This is a genomic window from Streptomyces sp. NPDC030165 (assembly GCF_055573595.1).
Window position 1 is genome coordinate 376,573 of sequence record NZ_JBVIBD010000001.1, and the last position, 17,018, is coordinate 393,590.

13 protein-coding genes, 5 tRNA genes and 2 pseudogenes are annotated in these 17,018 nt (G+C 73.7%); 7 read left to right on the plus strand and 13 right to left on the minus strand.

Translation table 11 applies throughout. The features are described from left to right. Window positions 1-11: 11 nt before the first annotated feature. Complete coding sequence (locus ACZ4Z1_RS01695) at window positions 12-836, minus strand: aminotransferase class IV (RefSeq protein ID WP_468484575.1); 825 nt, start codon at window positions 834-836, stop codon at window positions 12-14. Beyond that, on the minus strand, window positions 833-1,903 hold the full coding sequence (locus tag ACZ4Z1_RS01700) for a chorismate-binding protein (RefSeq protein WP_468484576.1): 1,071 nt from the start codon (window positions 1,901-1,903) through the stop codon (window positions 833-835). Before ACZ4Z1_RS01700 ends, ACZ4Z1_RS01695 begins: the two co-directional genes overlap by 4 nt. A 177-nt stretch (window positions 1,904-2,080) precedes the next feature. Between ACZ4Z1_RS01700 and ACZ4Z1_RS01705 the strand changes: the two genes are divergently transcribed. From ACZ4Z1_RS01705 to ACZ4Z1_RS01725, 5 genes are all read left to right on the plus strand, one after another. Continuing rightward, window positions 2,081-2,153 (plus strand) — tRNA-Gly (locus tag ACZ4Z1_RS01705). 34 nt (window positions 2,154-2,187) lie between these two features. After that, window positions 2,188-2,261 (plus strand) — tRNA-Cys (locus ACZ4Z1_RS01710). A 1-nt stretch (window position 2,262) separates the two neighbouring features. Next, window positions 2,263-2,334 (plus strand) — tRNA-Val (locus tag ACZ4Z1_RS01715). A 47-nt stretch (window positions 2,335-2,381) separates the two neighbouring features. After that, window positions 2,382-2,453, plus strand: a tRNA-Val gene (locus ACZ4Z1_RS01720). A 34-nt stretch (window positions 2,454-2,487) separates the two neighbouring features. Then, window positions 2,488-2,559 (plus strand) — tRNA-Val (locus ACZ4Z1_RS01725). 96 nt (window positions 2,560-2,655) lie between these two features. Here the strand turns inward: ACZ4Z1_RS01725 and ACZ4Z1_RS01730 are convergent. From ACZ4Z1_RS01730 to ACZ4Z1_RS01745, 4 genes and pseudogenes are all read right to left on the minus strand, one after another. After that, window positions 2,656-2,763, minus strand: a pseudogene (locus tag ACZ4Z1_RS01730) (TFIIB-type zinc ribbon-containing protein); the annotation flags it as partial. Window positions 2,764-2,815: 52 nt separating this feature from the next. Next, window positions 2,816-3,637, minus strand: a complete 822-nt coding sequence (locus ACZ4Z1_RS01735) for a hypothetical protein (protein WP_468484577.1) — start codon at window positions 3,635-3,637, stop codon at window positions 2,816-2,818. Between the two features lie 87 nt (window positions 3,638-3,724). After that, the gene (locus ACZ4Z1_RS01740; RefSeq protein WP_468484578.1) at window positions 3,725-3,931 is read right to left on the minus strand and encodes a hypothetical protein; all 207 of its coding nucleotides are present in this window, start codon (window positions 3,929-3,931) and stop codon (window positions 3,725-3,727) included. 197 nt (window positions 3,932-4,128) lie between these two features. Next, window positions 4,129-4,393, minus strand: a pseudogene (locus tag ACZ4Z1_RS01745) (hypothetical protein); the annotation flags it as partial. A 203-nt stretch (window positions 4,394-4,596) separates the two neighbouring features. On the opposite strand from ACZ4Z1_RS01745, the gene ACZ4Z1_RS01750 reads away from it, so the two are divergent. Then, entirely contained in the window at window positions 4,597-6,042 is a 1,446-nt protein-coding gene (locus tag ACZ4Z1_RS01750) for a serine/threonine-protein kinase (RefSeq protein ID WP_468484579.1), read from the plus strand. A 272-nt stretch (window positions 6,043-6,314) separates the two neighbouring features. Further along, entirely contained in the window at window positions 6,315-6,881 is a 567-nt protein-coding gene (locus tag ACZ4Z1_RS01755; protein ID WP_468484580.1) for a DinB family protein, read from the plus strand. 34 nt (window positions 6,882-6,915) lie between these two features. On the opposite strand, the gene ACZ4Z1_RS01760 is transcribed toward ACZ4Z1_RS01755, so the two are convergent. From ACZ4Z1_RS01760 to ACZ4Z1_RS01790, 7 genes are all read right to left on the minus strand, one after another. Further along, window positions 6,916-7,209, minus strand: a complete 294-nt coding sequence (locus ACZ4Z1_RS01760) for a transposase (protein ID WP_468484851.1) — start codon at window positions 7,207-7,209, stop codon at window positions 6,916-6,918. A 255-nt stretch (window positions 7,210-7,464) separates the two neighbouring features. Then, window positions 7,465-8,286 carry a TrmH family RNA methyltransferase gene (locus ACZ4Z1_RS01765; RefSeq protein WP_468484581.1) on the minus strand — a complete coding sequence of 274 codons (822 nt, stop codon included), beginning with the start codon at window positions 8,284-8,286 and terminating at the stop codon, window positions 7,465-7,467. A gap of 35 nt (window positions 8,287-8,321) precedes the next feature. Continuing rightward, window positions 8,322-9,545 carry a uroporphyrinogen-III C-methyltransferase gene (gene cobA, locus ACZ4Z1_RS01770; protein WP_468484582.1) on the minus strand — a complete coding sequence of 408 codons (1,224 nt, stop codon included), beginning with the start codon at window positions 9,543-9,545 and terminating at the stop codon, window positions 8,322-8,324. A 212-nt stretch (window positions 9,546-9,757) separates the two neighbouring features. Continuing rightward, entirely contained in the window at window positions 9,758-13,642 is a 3,885-nt protein-coding gene (gene cobT / locus ACZ4Z1_RS01775) for a nicotinate-nucleotide--dimethylbenzimidazole phosphoribosyltransferase (protein ID WP_468484583.1), read from the minus strand. A gap of 237 nt (window positions 13,643-13,879) precedes the next feature. Next, window positions 13,880-15,094, minus strand: coding sequence for a precorrin-6y C5,15-methyltransferase (decarboxylating) subunit CbiE (cbiE, locus tag ACZ4Z1_RS01780; RefSeq protein ID WP_468484584.1), 1,215 nt, complete (start codon window positions 15,092-15,094; stop codon window positions 13,880-13,882). Window positions 15,095-15,304: 210 nt separating this feature from the next. Then, window positions 15,305-15,940: a GNAT family N-acetyltransferase gene (locus tag ACZ4Z1_RS01785; RefSeq protein WP_468484585.1), complete on the minus strand. Its 636-nt coding sequence runs from the start codon at window positions 15,938-15,940 to the stop codon at window positions 15,305-15,307. Window positions 15,941-16,133: 193 nt separating this feature from the next. Beyond that, window positions 16,134-16,994 (minus strand): MetQ/NlpA family ABC transporter substrate-binding protein, encoded by an 861-nt coding sequence (locus tag ACZ4Z1_RS01790; protein WP_468484586.1) that lies wholly within the window; start codon window positions 16,992-16,994, stop codon window positions 16,134-16,136. Window positions 16,995-17,018 lie beyond the last annotated feature (24 nt).

Below are 17,018 nucleotides of genomic sequence, written 5' to 3' on the forward strand. Positions count from 1 at the left end.
GGCGTACGTCATCAGCGCGGGTCGAAGTCGGCGGCGGCGCGCTCCGCGAAGACCCGCATGGCCTCGGCGGTCAACGGTCCGGGCGTGTCACCCAGTTGGCGTCCGTCGACCCGGGTGACGGCCTGTACGTCGCGCAGCGTGGAGGTCAGGAAGACCTCGTCGGCGTGTTCCAGGACGTCCAGCGGCAGGTCGGTCTCCTTGGCACCGGTCCACTCGACGGCCAGGGCGCGGGTGATGCCCGCCAGGCAGCCGGAGGACAGGGGCGGGGTGTGCAGTACGCCGTCCAGGGCGACGAAGACGTTGGAGCCGGTGCCCTCGCAGAGCTGGCCGACGGTGTTGCCGAAGAGCGCTTCGGAGGCGCCCTGCGCGCGGGCGCGGGCGAGCGCGACGACGTTCTCCCCGTACGAGGTGCTCTTCAGGCCCGCCAGCGCGCCGCGCTCGTTACGGGTCCAGGGGACGGTGACGACGGCGGTGGTGTCGGGGCGGCGCGGGGCCTCACCGAGCGCGACGACCAGGGTGGGGGCCGCCTCGCCGCGGTCCGAGCCGAGGGGCGAGAGGCCGCCGGTGTAGGTGATGCGCAGCCGGCCGAGCGGCATCGGCTCGGCCTCCAGGACGGCTGCGCAGGCGCGCCGGATCTCGTCGGGATCGGGATCAGGGAGGCCCAGGCCGCGCGCGGAGGAGGTGAGCCGGTCCAGGTGGCGGGTGAGGGCGAAGGCCCGCCCGTCGACGGTCCGCAGGGTCTCGAAGACCCCGTCGCCGACCGTCAGGCCGTGATCGAAGACCGAGACCCGCGCGTCCCCGGCGTCCCGCAGCTCCCCGTCGAGCCAGATCTTCATGGTCGTGTCCCTCCGCTCGCCTCGTGCAGGCCCGACGCTACCGCGAGCAGCCTGCGGGCCTTCAGCTCGGTCTCGTCCCACTCCCCCTCGGGGTCCGAACCCCAGGTGATGCCGGCCCCGGCGCCGAAGCGCAGCACCGGCCCCTCGGGGGCCGTGCGGTCGATCCAGAACGTGCGGATGCCCACCGCCAGCTCGCCGGTGCCGCGGTCGGCGTCCACCCAGCCGATGCCGCCGCAGTAGGGGCCACGGGGCGCGGTCTCCAGTTCCTCGATGATGCGCTGCGACGCGAGCTTCGGGGCTCCGGTGATGGAGCCCGCCGGGAAGGTGGCGCCGAAGAGGTCCGCCCAGCCGGTCTTCTCGTGCTCGTCGGCCAGCTCGCCGCGCACCGTGGAGACGAGGTGGACCAGGCCGGGGTGGGCCTCGATCGCGCAGAGTGCCGGGACGGTGACGGAGCCGGTGCGGCAGACCTGGCCGAGGTCGTTGCGGACCAGGTCCACGATCATCACGTTCTCCGCCCGGTCCTTGTCCCGCAGGTCCTCGGGCACCCGGCCGGTGCCCTTGATCGGGCCGGACTCGACGGTGCGCCCCGAGCGGCGCAGGAACAGCTCGGGGGACGCGGTGGCGACCTCGGTGCCGTGCGCGGGCAGGCGGACCGTGCCCGCGTACGGGGCGGGGTTGCCGCGGGCCAGGACGGCGGAGAGCGCGTCGATGTCGGCGCGCCCGGGGTCCGGCAGCGGCGCACTGAGAATCCGGCAGAGGTTCACCTGATAGACCTCGCCCGCGGCTATGTACGCGCGTATGCGCCGTACGCCCTCGATGTAGGCGGCGCGGTCCAGGGAACTGCGCCAGTCCCCGGGGGCGGGGCCCCGCCAGCGGGCGGGGTCCGGCGCGGCCGCCGTCCCGGTCTCCCGGACGTCCCCGAAGCGCGCACAGAGCAGACCGCCCTCGTAGTCGGCGACGACGGCCCACCAGCCCGCCGAGTCCAGGGCCTCCGGATCACGGGTGACATCGCGCAGGTCAGTGGCTGTACGGCCGCCGAAACGGGCCAGCGGAGGGAGGTCGTTCACGCCATCGAGTCTATGGCTGGGGGCCGGCGGCCGCCCCGATCGGGCGAGCAGCGCAGCACGCTGCACAAACGCGTTTTTGTACTGGCCCAGGAATCCGCTAGAGTTCAACACGTCGCCGGGACGCGGAAGCGAAACGGAGACGGGGTTCCTCCCCGGACCTGGTCCGGAAAGGCACCTGCGGACGTAGCTCAGTTGGTAGAGCACCACCTTGCCAAGGTGGATGTCGCGAGTTCGAGTCTCGTCGTCCGCTCGAAGTGGGGGATCTTCCCGACCCCCGCACTCCTGGTGGAGTGGCCGAGAGGCGAGGCAACGGCCTGCAAAGCCGTCTACACGGGTTCAAATCCCGTCTCCACCTCCAAGGACGATTAGCTCAGCGGGAGAGCGCTTCCCTGACACGGAAGAGGTCACTGGTTCAATCCCAGTATCGTCCACTGGTCCGCAAGGACCGACTCCCCGGCCTTCGGGCCTGGCGGAACCCGCGCGATTAGCTCAGCGGGAGAGCGCTTCCCTGACACGGAAGAGGTCACTGGTTCAATCCCAGTATCGCGCACGCAGCACCCCGCGGCCCCTGGCCGCGGTCCCGAGGACGATTAGCTCAGCGGGAGAGCGCTTCCCTGACACGGAAGAGGTCACTGGTTCAATCCCAGTATCGTCCACACCGTAGGCCGAGGGCCGGAGCGTTCGCTCCGGCCCTCGGTCGTTGTGGCGTCTCAGGGAAGCCTCGGCAAGGCTCTCCAGAAGGCCTCGGCAGGGTGGTCCAGGAAGGTCCCCCGGCAGCCGGCGCACTGCTCGATCCGCACGCCGTCGCGGTTGCGCGTCCGCATCGGTGCATGGCACTTGGGACAGCGCGTGTCGCTCATCTCCTGTCAGGGCGGTCTCCCGGAACGGACGTCCGGTGGTGACGGATTCACCCTACGGCTCCGCCCGGTCCGCCAACTCCGGTCCTGCGCAAGCCATCCGGCCGCGGGCATCCACGACGGCCCGCTCGTCCTCGTCCAGCGGACGGCCCGCCGTCGCGGCCTTCGCCACGGCGAGCGCGGCGATCTGGGCCGTCAGGGCGCGGGCTGATACGTCCCGTTCCGGCCAGGGGGTGCCGTACGGGCGTACCGCGGGCCCGCCGGCTGCCCGGCAGGCGCGAGCAAACGGGACCAGACGGCCGGGCCAGCAACCCGGTGGCGAACCAGGCGGCGGGGCCTCGTCGCGAGCCCATGGGGGCAGCAGGGGCCAGGCATGGTCGATGGTGGGGGCTGCGTGGAGGAGGACGGTGGCGGGTGGGGCGGCTCGGGGGCCCGGTGCGGTGGCGGCACACATCCGGGCCAGGGCGCGGGCGGCCTTCGCCGGGCCGCGCATCGGCGGGACCGGACCGGGCAGCTGGTCGGGGTCGCAGTCGGGTGCGTGGGCCTTGGCGATGACACGCCCGTGGCGGAGGACGGTGGTGACGGGACGGTTGGTGAGGAGGGTGGGGGTTTGGAGATCGGGGGCGGGTGGGGAGCCGGCGTCGGGAGCGGGTTCGGATGCCAGGGTGGTCAGTCGGGTGATGCGCGCCGCGGCCGCATCCTGGTCGCGGTCCGGAGCCGGCGCAAGGGCCGGGGCCGGGGCCGCGGACTGCGTGGTTTCGGTGGCGGGTCCGGAACGCTCTGGTGCGGGCCCGGGTGCGCGCGGTTCGCCGGGGATCGTACGCGGCCGGGCCCCGGACAGGCCGATGGCCGGGCATCTCCCCAGATGCCCGGCCACTCGTGCCGTCCGCCGCACCCCCGTCCCCACGGGGTTGTAAGCCGGAAGGTCCCCCGTCCCGGGCCGCTCTCCCAGGACCGGGGCGCCTCAGCGCCCCAGCATTCCGGCCACGGACGACGCCTGTGTCATGACGGCCTCCCAGCCGCCGAACACCACGGCGAGCAGGACCGCCAGCGGCAGCACCATGGCCACCGCGACGAGCGGATGGCGGGTACCTGAGGACTGCCGGCCGAACGCCGGGGCGGCCCCGCGCCCTTGCGTACGGACGACCGTGCGCCCAAAGATGTCTGCCATCGCCCCGCTCCCGTCGATTTTGGGGCGGCGGGCGTCTGACCTCGGGGGACGAGTGCGTTCGCCCGCCGCTTGCACCCAACATTAGGGAACCGGCGGGCCCCGGGCGTCATGCCGTCGTACCCATTGGGCGGCCTCCAGGAGGATGACGGTACGCCGCGCCGCGTACTCCCCTGGGTGGAGACGCGCTCCCGGAACCCCGGGTCATCCCCGAGGGGGCGGTCACCCGGCGGCCGCCTCCGACTCCTCGGCCCGCGGGACGGGGTGCTCGACCAGGGCCAGGACCCGGCTGGCCATGAACCGGGCCGTACGCACCACGGACCCGCTCCGGGTGACTTCGCTCACTTCCACCACTCCCCTGCGCACCGCCGTCTCGACCCTGCGGCCCGCCCTGCTCGCCGCCACTTCGTACGTCCGGGTCGTGTCCCCGGCGTCCACGACGATCTCGACTCGGTCACCCTTCACCGCGTCAATCCCCCTTCCGCGACGGATCATTGGGAGTACGCACGGCAGGCCGGGCCGCGTCGCGCCCGGATTTCTCCCGCTTGTTCAGGATCCCACCCGGCACTGACAATCCGGCTGCCGACTCATGCGCGGCCTATCAGCACAGCGAGCCGTCAATCCGTAAGCTGTGCCACGTCAGACGGGACCGGGCAGCGGGGATGGACATGGCGATGATGCGGCTCCGGCGCGAGGACCCGCGTGTCGTCGGTTCGTACCGGCTGCACCGGCGGCTCGGCGCGGGCGGGATGGGTGTGGTCTACCTCGGCTCCGACAAGCGCGGGCAGCGGGTGGCCCTGAAGGTCATCCGGCCGGACCTCGCCGAGGACCAGGAATTCCGCTCGCGGTTCGCGCGCGAGGTGTCGGCCGCGCGGCGCATCCGCGGCGGCTGTACGGCGCGGCTGGTGGCCGCCGACCTCGACGCGGACCGGCCGTGGTTCGCCACCCAGTACGTCCCCGGTCCCTCGCTGCACGACAAGGTCAACGACGAAGGCCCCCTCTACCCGGCGCAGGTCGCCTCGATCGGCGCCGCGCTCTCCGAGGGCCTGCTGGCGGTGCACGACGCTGGCGTGGTCCACCGCGACCTGAAGCCGTCCAACATCCTGCTCTCCCCCAAGGGCCCGCGCATCATCGACTTCGGCATCGCGTGGGCCACCGGCGCGAGCACGCTCACGCACGTCGGTACGGCGGTCGGCTCGCCCGGCTTCCTCGCGCCGGAGCAGGTGCGGGGCGCCGCGGTGACACCGGCGACGGACATCTTCGCGCTCGGCGCGACGCTCGCGTACGCCTGTACGGCGGACTCGCCCTTCGGCCAGGGCAGTTCGGAGGTCATGCTCTACCGCGTCGTCCATGAGGAGGCGCACCTGGCCGGGGTACCGGACGCGTTGGCGCCACTGCTGGCGGCGTGCCTGGCGAAGGATCCGGCCGACCGGCCCTCCACGCTGTCGCTGTCGCTGCGGCTGAAGGAGATCGCCGCGCGGGAGGCCCAGGGGCTGTCACTGTCGGGTGGGGCCGGTGGTGAGGCACTGCCGAGCGCCGGTGGGCGCGGGCGGGGCGGGCGTGGGCCGGCGGCCGAGCGGCCGTCCTCCGAGCGGGGGCCGTCCGATCGTGCGGCGTCGTCCGAGCGGAGCACTCCGGCCCGGGGCAGGTCCGTGCGGCCGCAGGCGGACCGGCCGACCGGGAAGCGGGCGGAGGAGTACGCGCGGCAGCGGACGGAGCGGCGGGCGGCCAACACGCCTGCACCGCGGCCGCAGGCGCCGCGGGGGGCTCCGGGGGGCTCGAACGCGGGGGCGCCTGGGGGTGCTGCGCCGAAGCCGCGTGGTGGGCGGCCGTCCGTACCGGGAGCGCGTACCTCGGGACGAAACGGTTCGCGTCCGGTGCGGGGGGCTCGTACGGGACCCCGCACCGGGGCGCGGACGTCGTCCGGGGGGCGGCGGCCCGGGCCTGACCGGCGGTTGCTGCGGCAGCGGATCATCGTGTTCATCACGGTGACGTTGCTGGTCGCGTTGGGGATCGCGGCGGCGCAGGGGTGTCAGGGACCGGCTCGGGGGCTGGGGGCTGAGCCGTCTGTGGTGACGTCGTCGGCTGTGGGGTCGGTGGGCCCGTCCCGCTAGGCGGATTCGTCAGCCCTGCCCCCGGCTGCCTCGGGCAGACCCCGGAGTCTCCCGAGCCCGGACCGTACGCGGCTTTCCCGGCGTCGTGGCCGGGCCGCAGAAGGGGCCTGGGGTCTGTGGTGAAAGCAGATCTTGATCGTGGGTGATCTCTTCCTGCGGTGCATACGGACTGGCGAACAGCCGGCACCGCCACGCGACAGACACCGTCCGAGCCGTCGTGCCGCCGGATACTCCGATTCCCAACGGCATCGGTGCTGTGCGAGGGTCGGCCGGTGTCTGCCTCCCGAAACGAACTCGCCTCGCGGTCCCCGCTCGACCTGCTGCGCTGGCAGTTCGACCTGACTTGGTCGCTGTTCGAGTACCACCTGGAGAGGCTCGAACCCGACGACTTCCTGTGGGAGCCCGCCACGAGCTGCTGGACGATACGCCGGGCCGACGACGGGACGTGGGTGCCGGACTGGGCCGAGAGTGAGCCCGACCCCGTTCCTGTGCCGACTGTCGGCTGGCTGAGCTGGCACATCGGCTGGTGGTGGAGCGTGGCCATCGACCACGCTCAGAGCAGAGCGCCTCGGGAGCGGAGCGACATCACCTGGCCGGGCGCGGGCAAGCCGGCCATTGAGTGGTTGCAGGGTCTACGTGCGGACTGGCTGGAGGCACTGGACCGGTTTACCGGTGCCGACCTGGCCTCGATCACCCCGTTCCCGTGGCAGGACGACCCCCGACACACGGTCGCGCACATGGTCGCCTGGGTGAATGCCGAACTGATGAAGAACGCCGCGGAAATCGGCCAACTCCGCCTCCAGCGGGCTGCCGGCCATCCGTCGGCCATCACGGGCTGATGGCTCAGGGCCTGTGGAAAAGTGCCGGTCATAGTCACTCGTCGAGGACTGCGACCAGCACGGTTGCCTCGTAGCGGACGGCGAGCTTGTCGTACGGGAGCCGGGTGACGGTCCTGGCCCAGGTGCCGTCTCGCTGCCGGCGGCGAAACAGGTCATGAACCCGGTCCCAGGGCCCGTAGCGTTCCGGCACATCGCGCCAGGGAGCACCGGCCCGGGTCCGCCACCGTATGCCGTCCATCCGTTGCCGCCGCGTCCACACTGGTCGACGGCCCGGCTCGATCCCCTTCGGCAGCAACGGCTCCAGTCGGGCCCACTGCCCGTTCGTCAGATCACCACGCCCGACGGGACGTGATCATCCACGACCAAGGCCCACTTTCGCAGCGGACCCCAGGGCGTTTCTGATGGATCTCCGTGGAGGGCACCGAGCGGCGTTCGGTGCGTGCGCTCGGGGGTGCCCCCTGCTCGAAGAGCTTGGGGGAGTGCGGTGTGAAGGGTCATGTGGCGGAGCCACCTGTCCCTTCACACCGTGCGGCGAGGGTGCGTGCCGGGCGTCGCGAGGCCACGGAGATCCATCAGAAGCGCCCTAGTCCCCCCGCCCCGCCGTCACCGCATAGAACGCCACCGCCGCCGCGGCTCCCACGTTGAGGGAGTCGACGTCGTGGGCCATGGGGATGCGGACCCAGGTGTCGGCGGCCCGGAGTGCCTGGGGCGTCAGGCCGTCCCCCTCGGCGCCGAGCATCAGGGCCGCGCGGTCCATGCGGTGGGGAGCCACCCCGTCCAGAGGGGCGGCCTGGGCGTCGGGGGTGAGGGCCAGGAGGGGGAAGCCTGCCTCGCGTACGGTTTCGAGGTCACGGGGCCAGTTTTCCAGGCGGGCGTACGGGACGGCGAAGACGGCGCCCATGGAGACCTTCACCGAGCGGCGGTAGAGGGGGTCGGCGCAGTCCGGGGAGAGCAGGACGGCGTCCATGCCGAGGGCGGCGGCGCTGCGGAAGATGGCGCCGATGTTGGTGTGGTCGTTGACCGCCTCCATCACCGCGATACGACGGGTCCCGGGCCGGGCGAGGATTTCGGCGGCCGTCGGCAGCGGCTTGCGGGCCATCGACGCCAGGGCGCCGCGGTGCACGTGATAGCCCGTCACGCGTTCGGCGAGGGCGGGGTGGACCACGTACACCGGGGCCTCGGCCTCGTCGATGACGTCGCGCATGACGTCGACCCACTTGGCGGACAGGAGCATCGAGCGCATCGCGTAACCGGCCTGCCGGGCGCGCCGGATGACCTTCTCGCCCTCCGCGATGAACAGGCCCTCGGCCGGTTCGCGGCGGCGGCGCAGTTCGACGTCGGTCAGGCCCGTGTAGTCGCTCAGGCGGGGGTCGTCCGGATCGTCGACGGTGATGATGTCAGCCACGGGGTGGGTGCCTTGTCGGTGGTGGTTCGGCGGGGTCAGGGGGTGGGGTGCACGGCTACGACGTCGCCGATGACGATGACGGCGGGCGGGCGGATGCCTTCGGCCCGTACCGTCTCGCCGAGGGTGGCGAGGGTGGCGTCCACGCGGCGCTGGGCGGCGGTGGTGCCTTCCTGGACGACGGCCACGGGGGTGTCGGCGCCACGCCCGTGGGCGATGAGTGTGGCGGCGATGGCGCCGCTGTTCTCGACGCCCATGAGGACGACGAGGGTGCCGCGCAGGCGGGCGAGGGCGGACCAGTCGACGGTGGAGCGCTCGTCGTCGGGGGCGACGTGGCCGCTGACGACGGTGAACTCCTGGGCGACACCGCGGTGGGTGACGGGGATGCCGGCGGCGGAGGGCACGCTGATGGAGCTGGAGATGCCGGGCACGACGGTGCAGGGGATGCCGGCCTCGGCGAGGGCCTGGAGTTCTTCCATGCCGCGGCCGAAGACGTACGGGTCGCCGCCCTTGAGGCGGACCACGGTCTTTCCCGCGCGGGCGTGCTCGATCAGGGCGTTGTTGATGGCTTCCTGGGCCATGAAACGGCCGTACGGGATCTTCGCGGCGTCGATGACCTCGACGTGCGGCGGGAGTTCGGCGAGCAGGTCGCGGGGGCCGAGCCGGTCGGCGATGACCACGTCGGCCTCGGCGAGCAGCCGGCGGCCGCGGACGGTGATCAGGTCGGGGTCGCCGGGGCCGCCGCCGACCAGGGCGACGCCGGTGGCGCGGGCGCGGTGGTGCGGGGCGGCGAGGGTGCCGTCGCGCAGGCCCTCGACGATGGCGTCCCGTACGGCGGCGGAGCGGCGCGGGTCGCGGCCGGTGAGGACCGCGACGGTGACGCCCTCGCTGCGGCCGGTGGCCGGGGTCCAGGCGGTGGCGGCCTCGGCGTCGTCGGAACGTACGCACCACACACGGCGGTCCTCGGCCTCCTGGGAGGCGGCCGCGTTGGCCTCGGGGTCGTCGGTGGAGATCAGCGCGTACCAGGCGTCGGCGAGGTCGCCGGGCACGTACCGGCGGCGTTCCCAGCGGATCTCGCCGGTGTCGGCCATGGCCTCGACGGACGGCTTGGCGGACGGGGAGATCAGCAGGACGTCGGCGCCGGCGGCGACCAGGGAAGGCAGGCGGCGCTGGGCGACCTGACCGCCGCCGAGGACGACCACGCGGCGGCCGGACAGGCGCAGTCCGACGGGGTAGGCGGCGTGTTCGGCGTGCTCGGCCATGGCGGTACGGCTCCTTGTGCGGGTGGCGCTGTGCGTGCGGGCAGCGCTCGCGGGCGGGGGAACGGGGACGCGTTCGCCGCTGCGGCGCTGGAGCGGCTGGTGGGCGGGGCGGCTGCCGCCCCGGGGGCGTACCTGGTGAGAGGGTACGGGCCCGGCCCACAGCCTATGTGGCTGCGGGCCGGGGGTCATGCTCAGGGCCGGTGGCCGGGTGGTCAGCTCTTCTCGGTGACTCCGGCGGAGTCGAAGGTGGCGACCTCGTGCATGGCGCGGGCGGCGCTCTGCACGACGGGCAGCGCCAGCAGGGCGCCGGTGCCCTCGCCGAGCCGCAGGTCCAGGTCGACCAGCGGGCGCAGTCCGAGCTTGTTGAGCGCGGCGACGTGGCCGGGCTCGGCGCTGCGGTGGCCGGCGATGCAGGCGGCCAGCGCCTCGGGGGCGATGGCGCGGGCCACCAGGGCGGAGGCTCCGGCGCTGACGCCGTCCAGGATGACCGGCGTACGCAGCGAGGCGCCGCCGAGGATCAGGCCGGCCATCGCCGCGTGCTCCAGGCCGCCGACCGCGGCGAGGACGCCGATGGGGTCGCCGGGGTCGGGGCGGTGCAGCTCCAGGGCGCGGCGGACGACGTCGACCTTGCGGGCGTGCGTCTCGTCGTTGATGCCGGTGCCGCGGCCGGTGACCTCGCCGGGGTCGGTCTCGGTGTAGACGGAGATCAGGGCGGCCGAGGTGGTGGTGTTGGCGATGCCCATCTCGCCGGTGATCAGCGCCTTGTTGCCGGCGGCCACCAGGTCGCGGGCGGTCTCGATGCCCACTTCGAGGGCGCGCAGCACCTCGTCGTGGCTCATCGCGGGGCCGACGGTGAAGTCGGCGGTGCCCGGCCGGATCTTGCGCGGCAGCAGGCCGGGGGTGGCCGGCAGGTCGGCGGCCACGCCCACGTCCACGACGCAGACCTCGGCGCCCACCTGGTTGGCGAAGGCGTTGCAGACCGCGCCGCCGCCCAGGAAGTTGGCGACCATCTGGGCCGTGACCTCCTGCGGCCAGGGGGTGACGCCCTGGGCGTGCACGCCGTGGTCGCCCGCGAAGACGGCGACGGCGGCCGGCTCCGGGATCGGCGGCGGGCACTTGCGGGACAGCCCGCACAGCTGTGCGGAGATGATCTCCAGCATGCCGAGGGCGCCGGCCGGCTTGGTCATCCGCTTCTGCCGCTCCCACGCCTCGCCGAGCGCCTTGGCGTCCAGCGGGCGGATGCCCTGGAGGGTCTCCTGGAGGAGGTTGGCGGGCGCCTCGCCGGGCAGGGCCCGGCGGCCGTACGTCTCCTCGTGGACGACCCAGGACAGCGGGCGGCGCTTGGCCCAGCCGGCCTGCATCAGCTCGGGCTCGTCGGGGAACTCGTCGACGTACCCGACGCAGAGGTACGCGACGACCTCCAGGTGGTCGGGCAGACCCAGCTCACGGACCATCTCCCGCTCGTCGAAGAAGCTGACCCAGCCGACGCCCAGGCCCTCGGCGCGGGCCGCCAGCCACAGGTTCTCCACCGCGAGGGCGGAGCTGTACGGGGCCATCTGGGGCTGGGTGTGCCGTCCCAGGGTGTGCCGGCCGCCGCGGGTGGAGTCGGCGGTCACCACGATGTTGACCGGCGTCTCCAGGATGGCTTCGATCTTCAGCTCGCGGAACTGCTTGGCGCGGGCCTTGGGCAGCGACTTCGCGTACGCGTCGCGCTGCGCCGCCGCCAGCTGGTGCATCCGCTCGCGGGTCTCCTGCGAGCGGATGACGACGAAGTCCCAGGGCTGGGAGTGGCCGACGCTGGGAGCGGTGTGGGCCGCCTCCAGGACGCGCAGCAGCACCTCGTTGGGGATGGGGTCGGGGCGGAAGCCGTTGCGGATGTCGCGGCGCTCGCGCATGACGCGGTGCACGGCGGCACGCTCGGAGTCGTCGTAGCCGGTGGCGGGAGGGGTGGTCGGGGGGGCCGGTGCGGCCGGGGCGGCTTCCGTGGCGGGCTGCGTGACGGCTTCCGTCACGGGCTCCTCGACGGCGGGCTCGGTCTGCGCGTCCGGGGCCGGGGCCTCGGCAGCGGCAGCCGCGGCGGGCTGCTCCTGGGGGGCTTCGGCCGGGGTGGCTTCGCTCGGGGTGGCCTCGGCGTCCGGGGCGCCCTGGGTCTCCGGTGCGTCCGTGGGGTCCGGGGCGTCGCCGAGCTGGACGAGTTCGGAGGCGTCCTGCTCCGGGACCGGCCGGCCGGCCTCCTCCGGCGCTTCGGCCGGTACGGCCTCGGCGGCGGGGGCCTGGGCCTGGGCGTCCTCGGCCACCGGGGCGGCCTGGGCCGGCTCGCCGTCGGCCTCCGCGGCCTCCTCGGCGCCCGTCTCCGGAGCGGTCTGCTCCGCTTCGGCCGCCTGGGGCTGCGGCTGCCCGGCCTGAGCGGCCGCTTCCTGCGGTACGTCGGTCACGGGCGCGGCGGCCTGATCCTGCTCCGGTACGGGCGTGACGGCCTCGCCCTCCACGGGAGCCGCGGGCTGCTCGGCGTCGGCGGCGGCCTCGGGGACCTCGGCCGGTGCGTCCTGGGCCTCGGCAGCGGCCTCCTCCGGCCCGGCGGCCGGTGCGGCCGCTTCCGGGGTCGCCGCGGGCGCCTCGGCCGGTGCCTCCTCGGCGGGCTGTATGGGCTGCGGTACCTGGGCCGGTTCCACGGGCTGCGCCTGCTGTGCGCCCTCGGCCGTACCCGTGACGTGCGTCGTCTCGCCGGCGCCCGGCTCGTCCTGGGCCGGTTCCACCGGCTGCGTGCCCTCGGCTTCCGGAACCGGCCGGTCGGCCGGTACGGGCTGCTCGGACGCTACGGGCTGGTCAGCAGGCACGGACTCGCCCGCAGCCGGGGCCTGGTCGGCCGGTACAGGCTGCTGTTCGGCTTCCACGGTCTGCTCGGTCTGCTCTGCCTGCTCGGTCTGTACTGGCTGCTCGGTCTGTACCGCCTGCTCGGTCTGTACCGCCTGCTCGGCGCCGTCGCTGACCGGCTGTGGCGCGGCGCCCTCCGGAGCCGCCTCCGGGGCGGGCTCCGGGGCGGCCTCGGCGCCTTCCGGCGCGGGCTCCGGCTGTGCTGCCGGGGCAGCGGCTCCGGGCGTCCCGGCGGTCGGGGCCTCGGCCGTCTCCGTCGTCACATCAGTCACCGCAGCCTCCTCGGCACCGCGATCGACCGTTTCTGCAACCGGAGCGGTGGCAGCCTCGGGGGCGGTGGCAGCCTCGGGAGCGGCCACCGTCCCGGCGGCAGACGCGGCCTCCGGGGAAGTCTGCGTCGCGGCGGCGGTCTGGGCGGCGACCGGCGCCACCGGAGCCGCCTGCGCCGGGGCGCTGTCCCACGACGGCACCTGCGCGGGGATCTCGCCGAGCTGCGGCCCGGGCAGCGGTGCCGCGCCGGAGGCCGCGTACGCCTCGGCGGGCGCCTGCTGCGCGGCGGGAGCGGCGGCGGGAGCTTCCGCCTGCTGCGCGCCCTCCTCGACGTCCAGGTACTCGGGGCCGGTCGTCGGCGGGCCGGGGGTGCCGCGCACCGGGGTGTTCGGCGGCGCGCCGGCCGGGCCGCGGTCGGCGAGCGAGCGGACCACGCCGCCGGTCGCGTCGGGGACCGGCGGGCCCATGTGCAGGGGGCGGCGCGGCGGCGCGGGGGCCTGCTGCGGCGCGGCGGGCGGCGCCGCGCGTACGCCGCCCAGGTCGACGGAGGCCGAGTCGCGGCCGCCGCTCTCGTGGTCGCCGGCCTCCTGCGGCGCGGGCTCGTACGCCAGGGCGCCGTGCGGCGCGGAGTCATACGGGCCCGCCTGCTCGGGCACGGTCTGCTGGGGCTGCGCCTGCGGCGGCTGGGTCTGCTGCGGGAACTGCGGCTGGTGGTGCTGCGGCTCGCTCCCCCACGCGCCCTGTGCCCCCGGCATCAGCAGCAGGTCGTCGTCCTCGGCGCCCGCGTCCGCGGGGTCCGAGAAGGTGTACGCGTCGGGCGCCTGGGGCATCCCCGGCGGCTGCGTCGGGCCGGCATCGGCAGGGGAGGGGACGGCCGCCGACTGCGGCTGTCCGGGCTGTCCGCCTGCGTTCTCCGGCAGTCCCTCGCCCGGGACCTGGCCGGTGTCGGTCATGCGTACCCCTCGCCCATTGGTAGTGCTCCTTCCAACCGCTCGTGCGACGCGCTCCACCGCGGCGCGCCGACCGCCCCTATAGCTAGAACGAGCGAGCGCGCCTCGCGGCACGTCCGCCCTTGAGTGCTTCATTTACGGCCAAAACCACAGCATGTTCCGGATATTGGCGTACGAAACCGAACGTGGGGCGGCGGCGCAACGATCCGCCAGCCTACCCCGCGCCGGTTGCGGGCCCGGTCACGGGTGAGCAACCCGGTAGCCGCTGAGCAGGAAGACGACGGCGCGTTCCCGCTCCACCCAGGCGGAGGTGTCCAGTTCGACGGACTGGAGCAGCACGCACTCGGTCTCGTAGCCCCCGTCGGCCAGCGCGCGGCCGATCGCCTCGGCCTCGTCGCGGGTCGACGCGTGCGTGACGATGCGCTCGGGCCGGCGGGCGGCGCAGGCGGTGACCACGGCCGCTCCCCCGCCGCCGACCCGGACGACGTCCGGTTCCGGCAGGTCCTCCAGCACCTGGGGCGCACGGCCCTGTACGACCTGGAGCTGGACGCCGTACCGGCGGGCGACCGCGGCGGTGCGGTCGCAGGCGTCCGGGTCGGCATCGACGGCGATGACGGCGGCCCCGAAGCGTGCTGCCTCCACTGAGGCGGCGCCGCTGCCTGCGCCGATGTCCCAGACGAGGTCGCCGGGCCGGGGCCCGAGGCGGGCGAGCTGGGCGCTGCGCAGCTGGACGGACTCCCCTTCGTCCAGAACGCCGCCGTACGCCTGGGCGGGCAGCCCCCAGCCGCGCGGCGGCGCGGGGTAGACGACGTCGCGCCCGGCCAGCCAGCCGCTGCCCTGGGTTGCGGCGTTGGCCCCGCCGACGACGATGACGACGTTGGGGTCGCGCCAGACGTGGTCGGCGGCCTTGTCGGAGGTGAGGACCGTCACCTGCTCGCGGGCGGTGCCCAGTTCCTCGCAGATGACGAAGGTGCGGTGGACGCCGTCCAGCAGGAGGGCGAGTTCGGCGGGGCCGGCGCCGGGTGCGGTGAGCACCGCGACCTTGGTGTGCGCGCGGCAGACGTTGACGGCCCGCCGCAGGTCGCGGCTGTGGGCGACGACGATCTGGGCGTCGTCCCAGGGCATCCCGGCGCGGGCGAAGGCGGCCGCGACGGACGAGACGGCGGGTACCACCTCGACCTCCAGGCCGTGCTCGGGTGCCCGCAGGGTCCGTACGACGCCGAAGAACCCGGGGTCGCCGTCGGCGAGCACCACGGCGGTGCCACGGTGCTGGGCGATGCGGCGGGCGGCCAGGCCCACGCTGCCCAGCCGGATGTGTTCGGCGTGCGGGGGGACTTCGGGGAGGGCGAGGTGGTGGGCGGCGCCGGCCACGAGTGTCGCCGCGCCGAGGGCGGAGCGGGCGGCGGCGGTCAACGGCGAACCGTCCCACCCGATCACCGTGACCCGGTCGGCCATCGTCGTCAGTCTCCTGGGCTTCGCTGGACGGAACAGGGCTGGGCAGTACGGGACAGAGCCGGAACGCGCGGGCACGTGCCGGACGGCTCACGCGGCAGCGGTCAGCCGGTCGCGGAGTGCCGCGGGCAGGCCGAGACTACCCCGAGAGGTCCGGACCACAGCGAAGCGGGCCGGTGCTTCCGGCCGGGACCGTCCAGGTCCGGCGCGGTCTCAGTTCCACTCGGGATAGGCGAAGCCGTTGGCGTCGGCCATCCGTCCCGGTACGCCGTCGAGGTCCTCGGGCAGCAGGCTCCAGACGATCAGGTCCGTACGGATGTCCGTCCAGCCGCCGTCCTCGGTGCGTGAGCGGGCTATCCAGGCGTTGCGCAGCACGCCCTCGCTGATGCAGCCGACCTTCTGGGCCACCTGCTGGGCGGCGGTGTTGTCGGCGGCGGTACGCAGCTCGACCCGTTCGAACTTCTGGTCCCTGAAGAGCCACTGCGCGACGGCGAGGACGGATTCGCTGGCGTAGCCCTCGCCGCGGGCCCAGGGGGCGGTGACGTAGGCGGCCTCGGTGCTCAGAATCCGCCAGTCGGTGTGGTCGAGCGTGATGGTGCCGACCAGGCGCTGGGTGAGGAACTCGGTGACGGCGAAGGCGATGCCGCGGCCTTCGGTGCGTACCGCGCCGGCCCGGCGGGTGGCCCACTCGCGGGCGGTGTCGGTGGTGTACGGCTGCGGCAGCGCGGTCCAGGACGCGGTCAGCTCGTCGTTCATCATCTCGGTGAGCGCGGGCACGTCGGCCTCTTCGAACGGGCGAAGCACCAACCGATCCGTGCTGATGGAGATGTCCGGAAAGGTGGATGTCATGCCGCTGCTCCAACGCCGTTGACCGTGCTGCTCCGAAGTTCGGGCCCTGTTGACCGTCTTGAGTGCACCAGGATGCAGCATCCGACCGGGGATGTGCCACGCACGCGGGCCCCGGTGACGCGCGCTGCGCTCCCGGGGCCCGTCGTCCGCCCGGCTGGGCCGTGCGTACGGTGCTGACCTGCGGTGACGGGGATCAGCTCTGCGGGGTGCCGAAGGCGGGGATGACCGAGCCGTCCTGGTACTTGTCCTGGATGAACTTCTTGACCTCGGGCGAGTTCAGCAACTTCGCCAGCTTCTTGACCCGGGGGTCGTCCTCGTTGCCCTTCTTGACGGCCAGGAAGTTGGCGTACGGGTTGTCCGCCGCCTTCTCCAGGGCGAGCGCGTCGGTGGAAGGTTTGAGCTGGGCGCCGATGGCGAAGTTGCCGTTGATCACGGCGGCGTCCACGTCGGCGAGGCGCGGCGCGATCTGGCCGGCCTCCAGCTCGGTGAGCTTGATGCCCTTGTCGTCCTCGACGTCGGTCAGCTTCGCGTCGGAGCCGACGCCCTTCTTGAGGGTGATGACGCCGCTGTCGGCGAGCAGCTTGAGCGCGCGGCCCTCGTTGGACGGGTCGTTGGGCACGGACACGGTGTTGCCGGGCTTCAGCTCGGAGAGCTTGCCGACCTTCTTGGAGTAGACGCCGAGCGGCTCGATGGCGACGTTGACGACCGGCACGATGTGGGTGCCGTTCTTCTTGTTGTACGTGTCCAGGAACGGCTTGTGCTGGAAGAAGTTCGCGTCGACCTGGCCGTCCTCGGTGACCTTGTTCGGCAGGTTGTAGTCGTTGAACTCCTTCACCTCCAGCGTGAGCCCTTCCTTCGCCGCGAGCTTGTCGCGGACGAAGTTGAGGATCGCCCCGTGCGGGGTCGGGCTGGCGGCGACGGTCAGCGGCGCGCTGCTGTCCTCCTTCCCGCCTCCGGAGGAGGAGACGTCGGAGGGCGCGCTGCAGGCGCTCGCGCCGAGGGCGACGGCTGCCGCGGCCACGGCGGCCACGGTGATGTTGCGGGTGGTACGCACGAAGAGTGCCCCTATCTCGGTTTC

Bases quoted from the DNA above. Each gene is read 5' to 3' on its own strand.
- ACZ4Z1_RS01695 (WP_468484575.1), bottom strand. From the start codon at position 836: ATGAAGATCTGGCTCGACGGGGAGCTGCGGGACGCCGGGGACGCGCGG.
- ACZ4Z1_RS01740 (WP_468484578.1), bottom strand. From the start codon at position 3,931: ATGGCAGACATCTTTGGGCGCACGGTCGTCCGTACGCAAGGGCGCGGG.
- ACZ4Z1_RS01750 (WP_468484579.1), top strand. From the start codon at position 4,597: ATGGCGATGATGCGGCTCCGGCGCGAGGACCCGCGTGTCGTCGGTTCG.
- cobA (WP_468484582.1), bottom strand. From the start codon at position 9,545: ATGGCCGAGCACGCCGAACACGCCGCCTACCCCGTCGGACTGCGCCTG.
- cobT (WP_468484583.1), bottom strand. From the start codon at position 13,642: ATGACCGACACCGGCCAGGTCCCGGGCGAGGGACTGCCGGAGAACGCA.
- cbiE (WP_468484584.1), bottom strand. From the start codon at position 15,094: ATGGCCGACCGGGTCACGGTGATCGGGTGGGACGGTTCGCCGTTGACC.
- ACZ4Z1_RS01785 (WP_468484585.1), bottom strand. From the start codon at position 15,940: ATGACATCCACCTTTCCGGACATCTCCATCAGCACGGATCGGTTGGTG.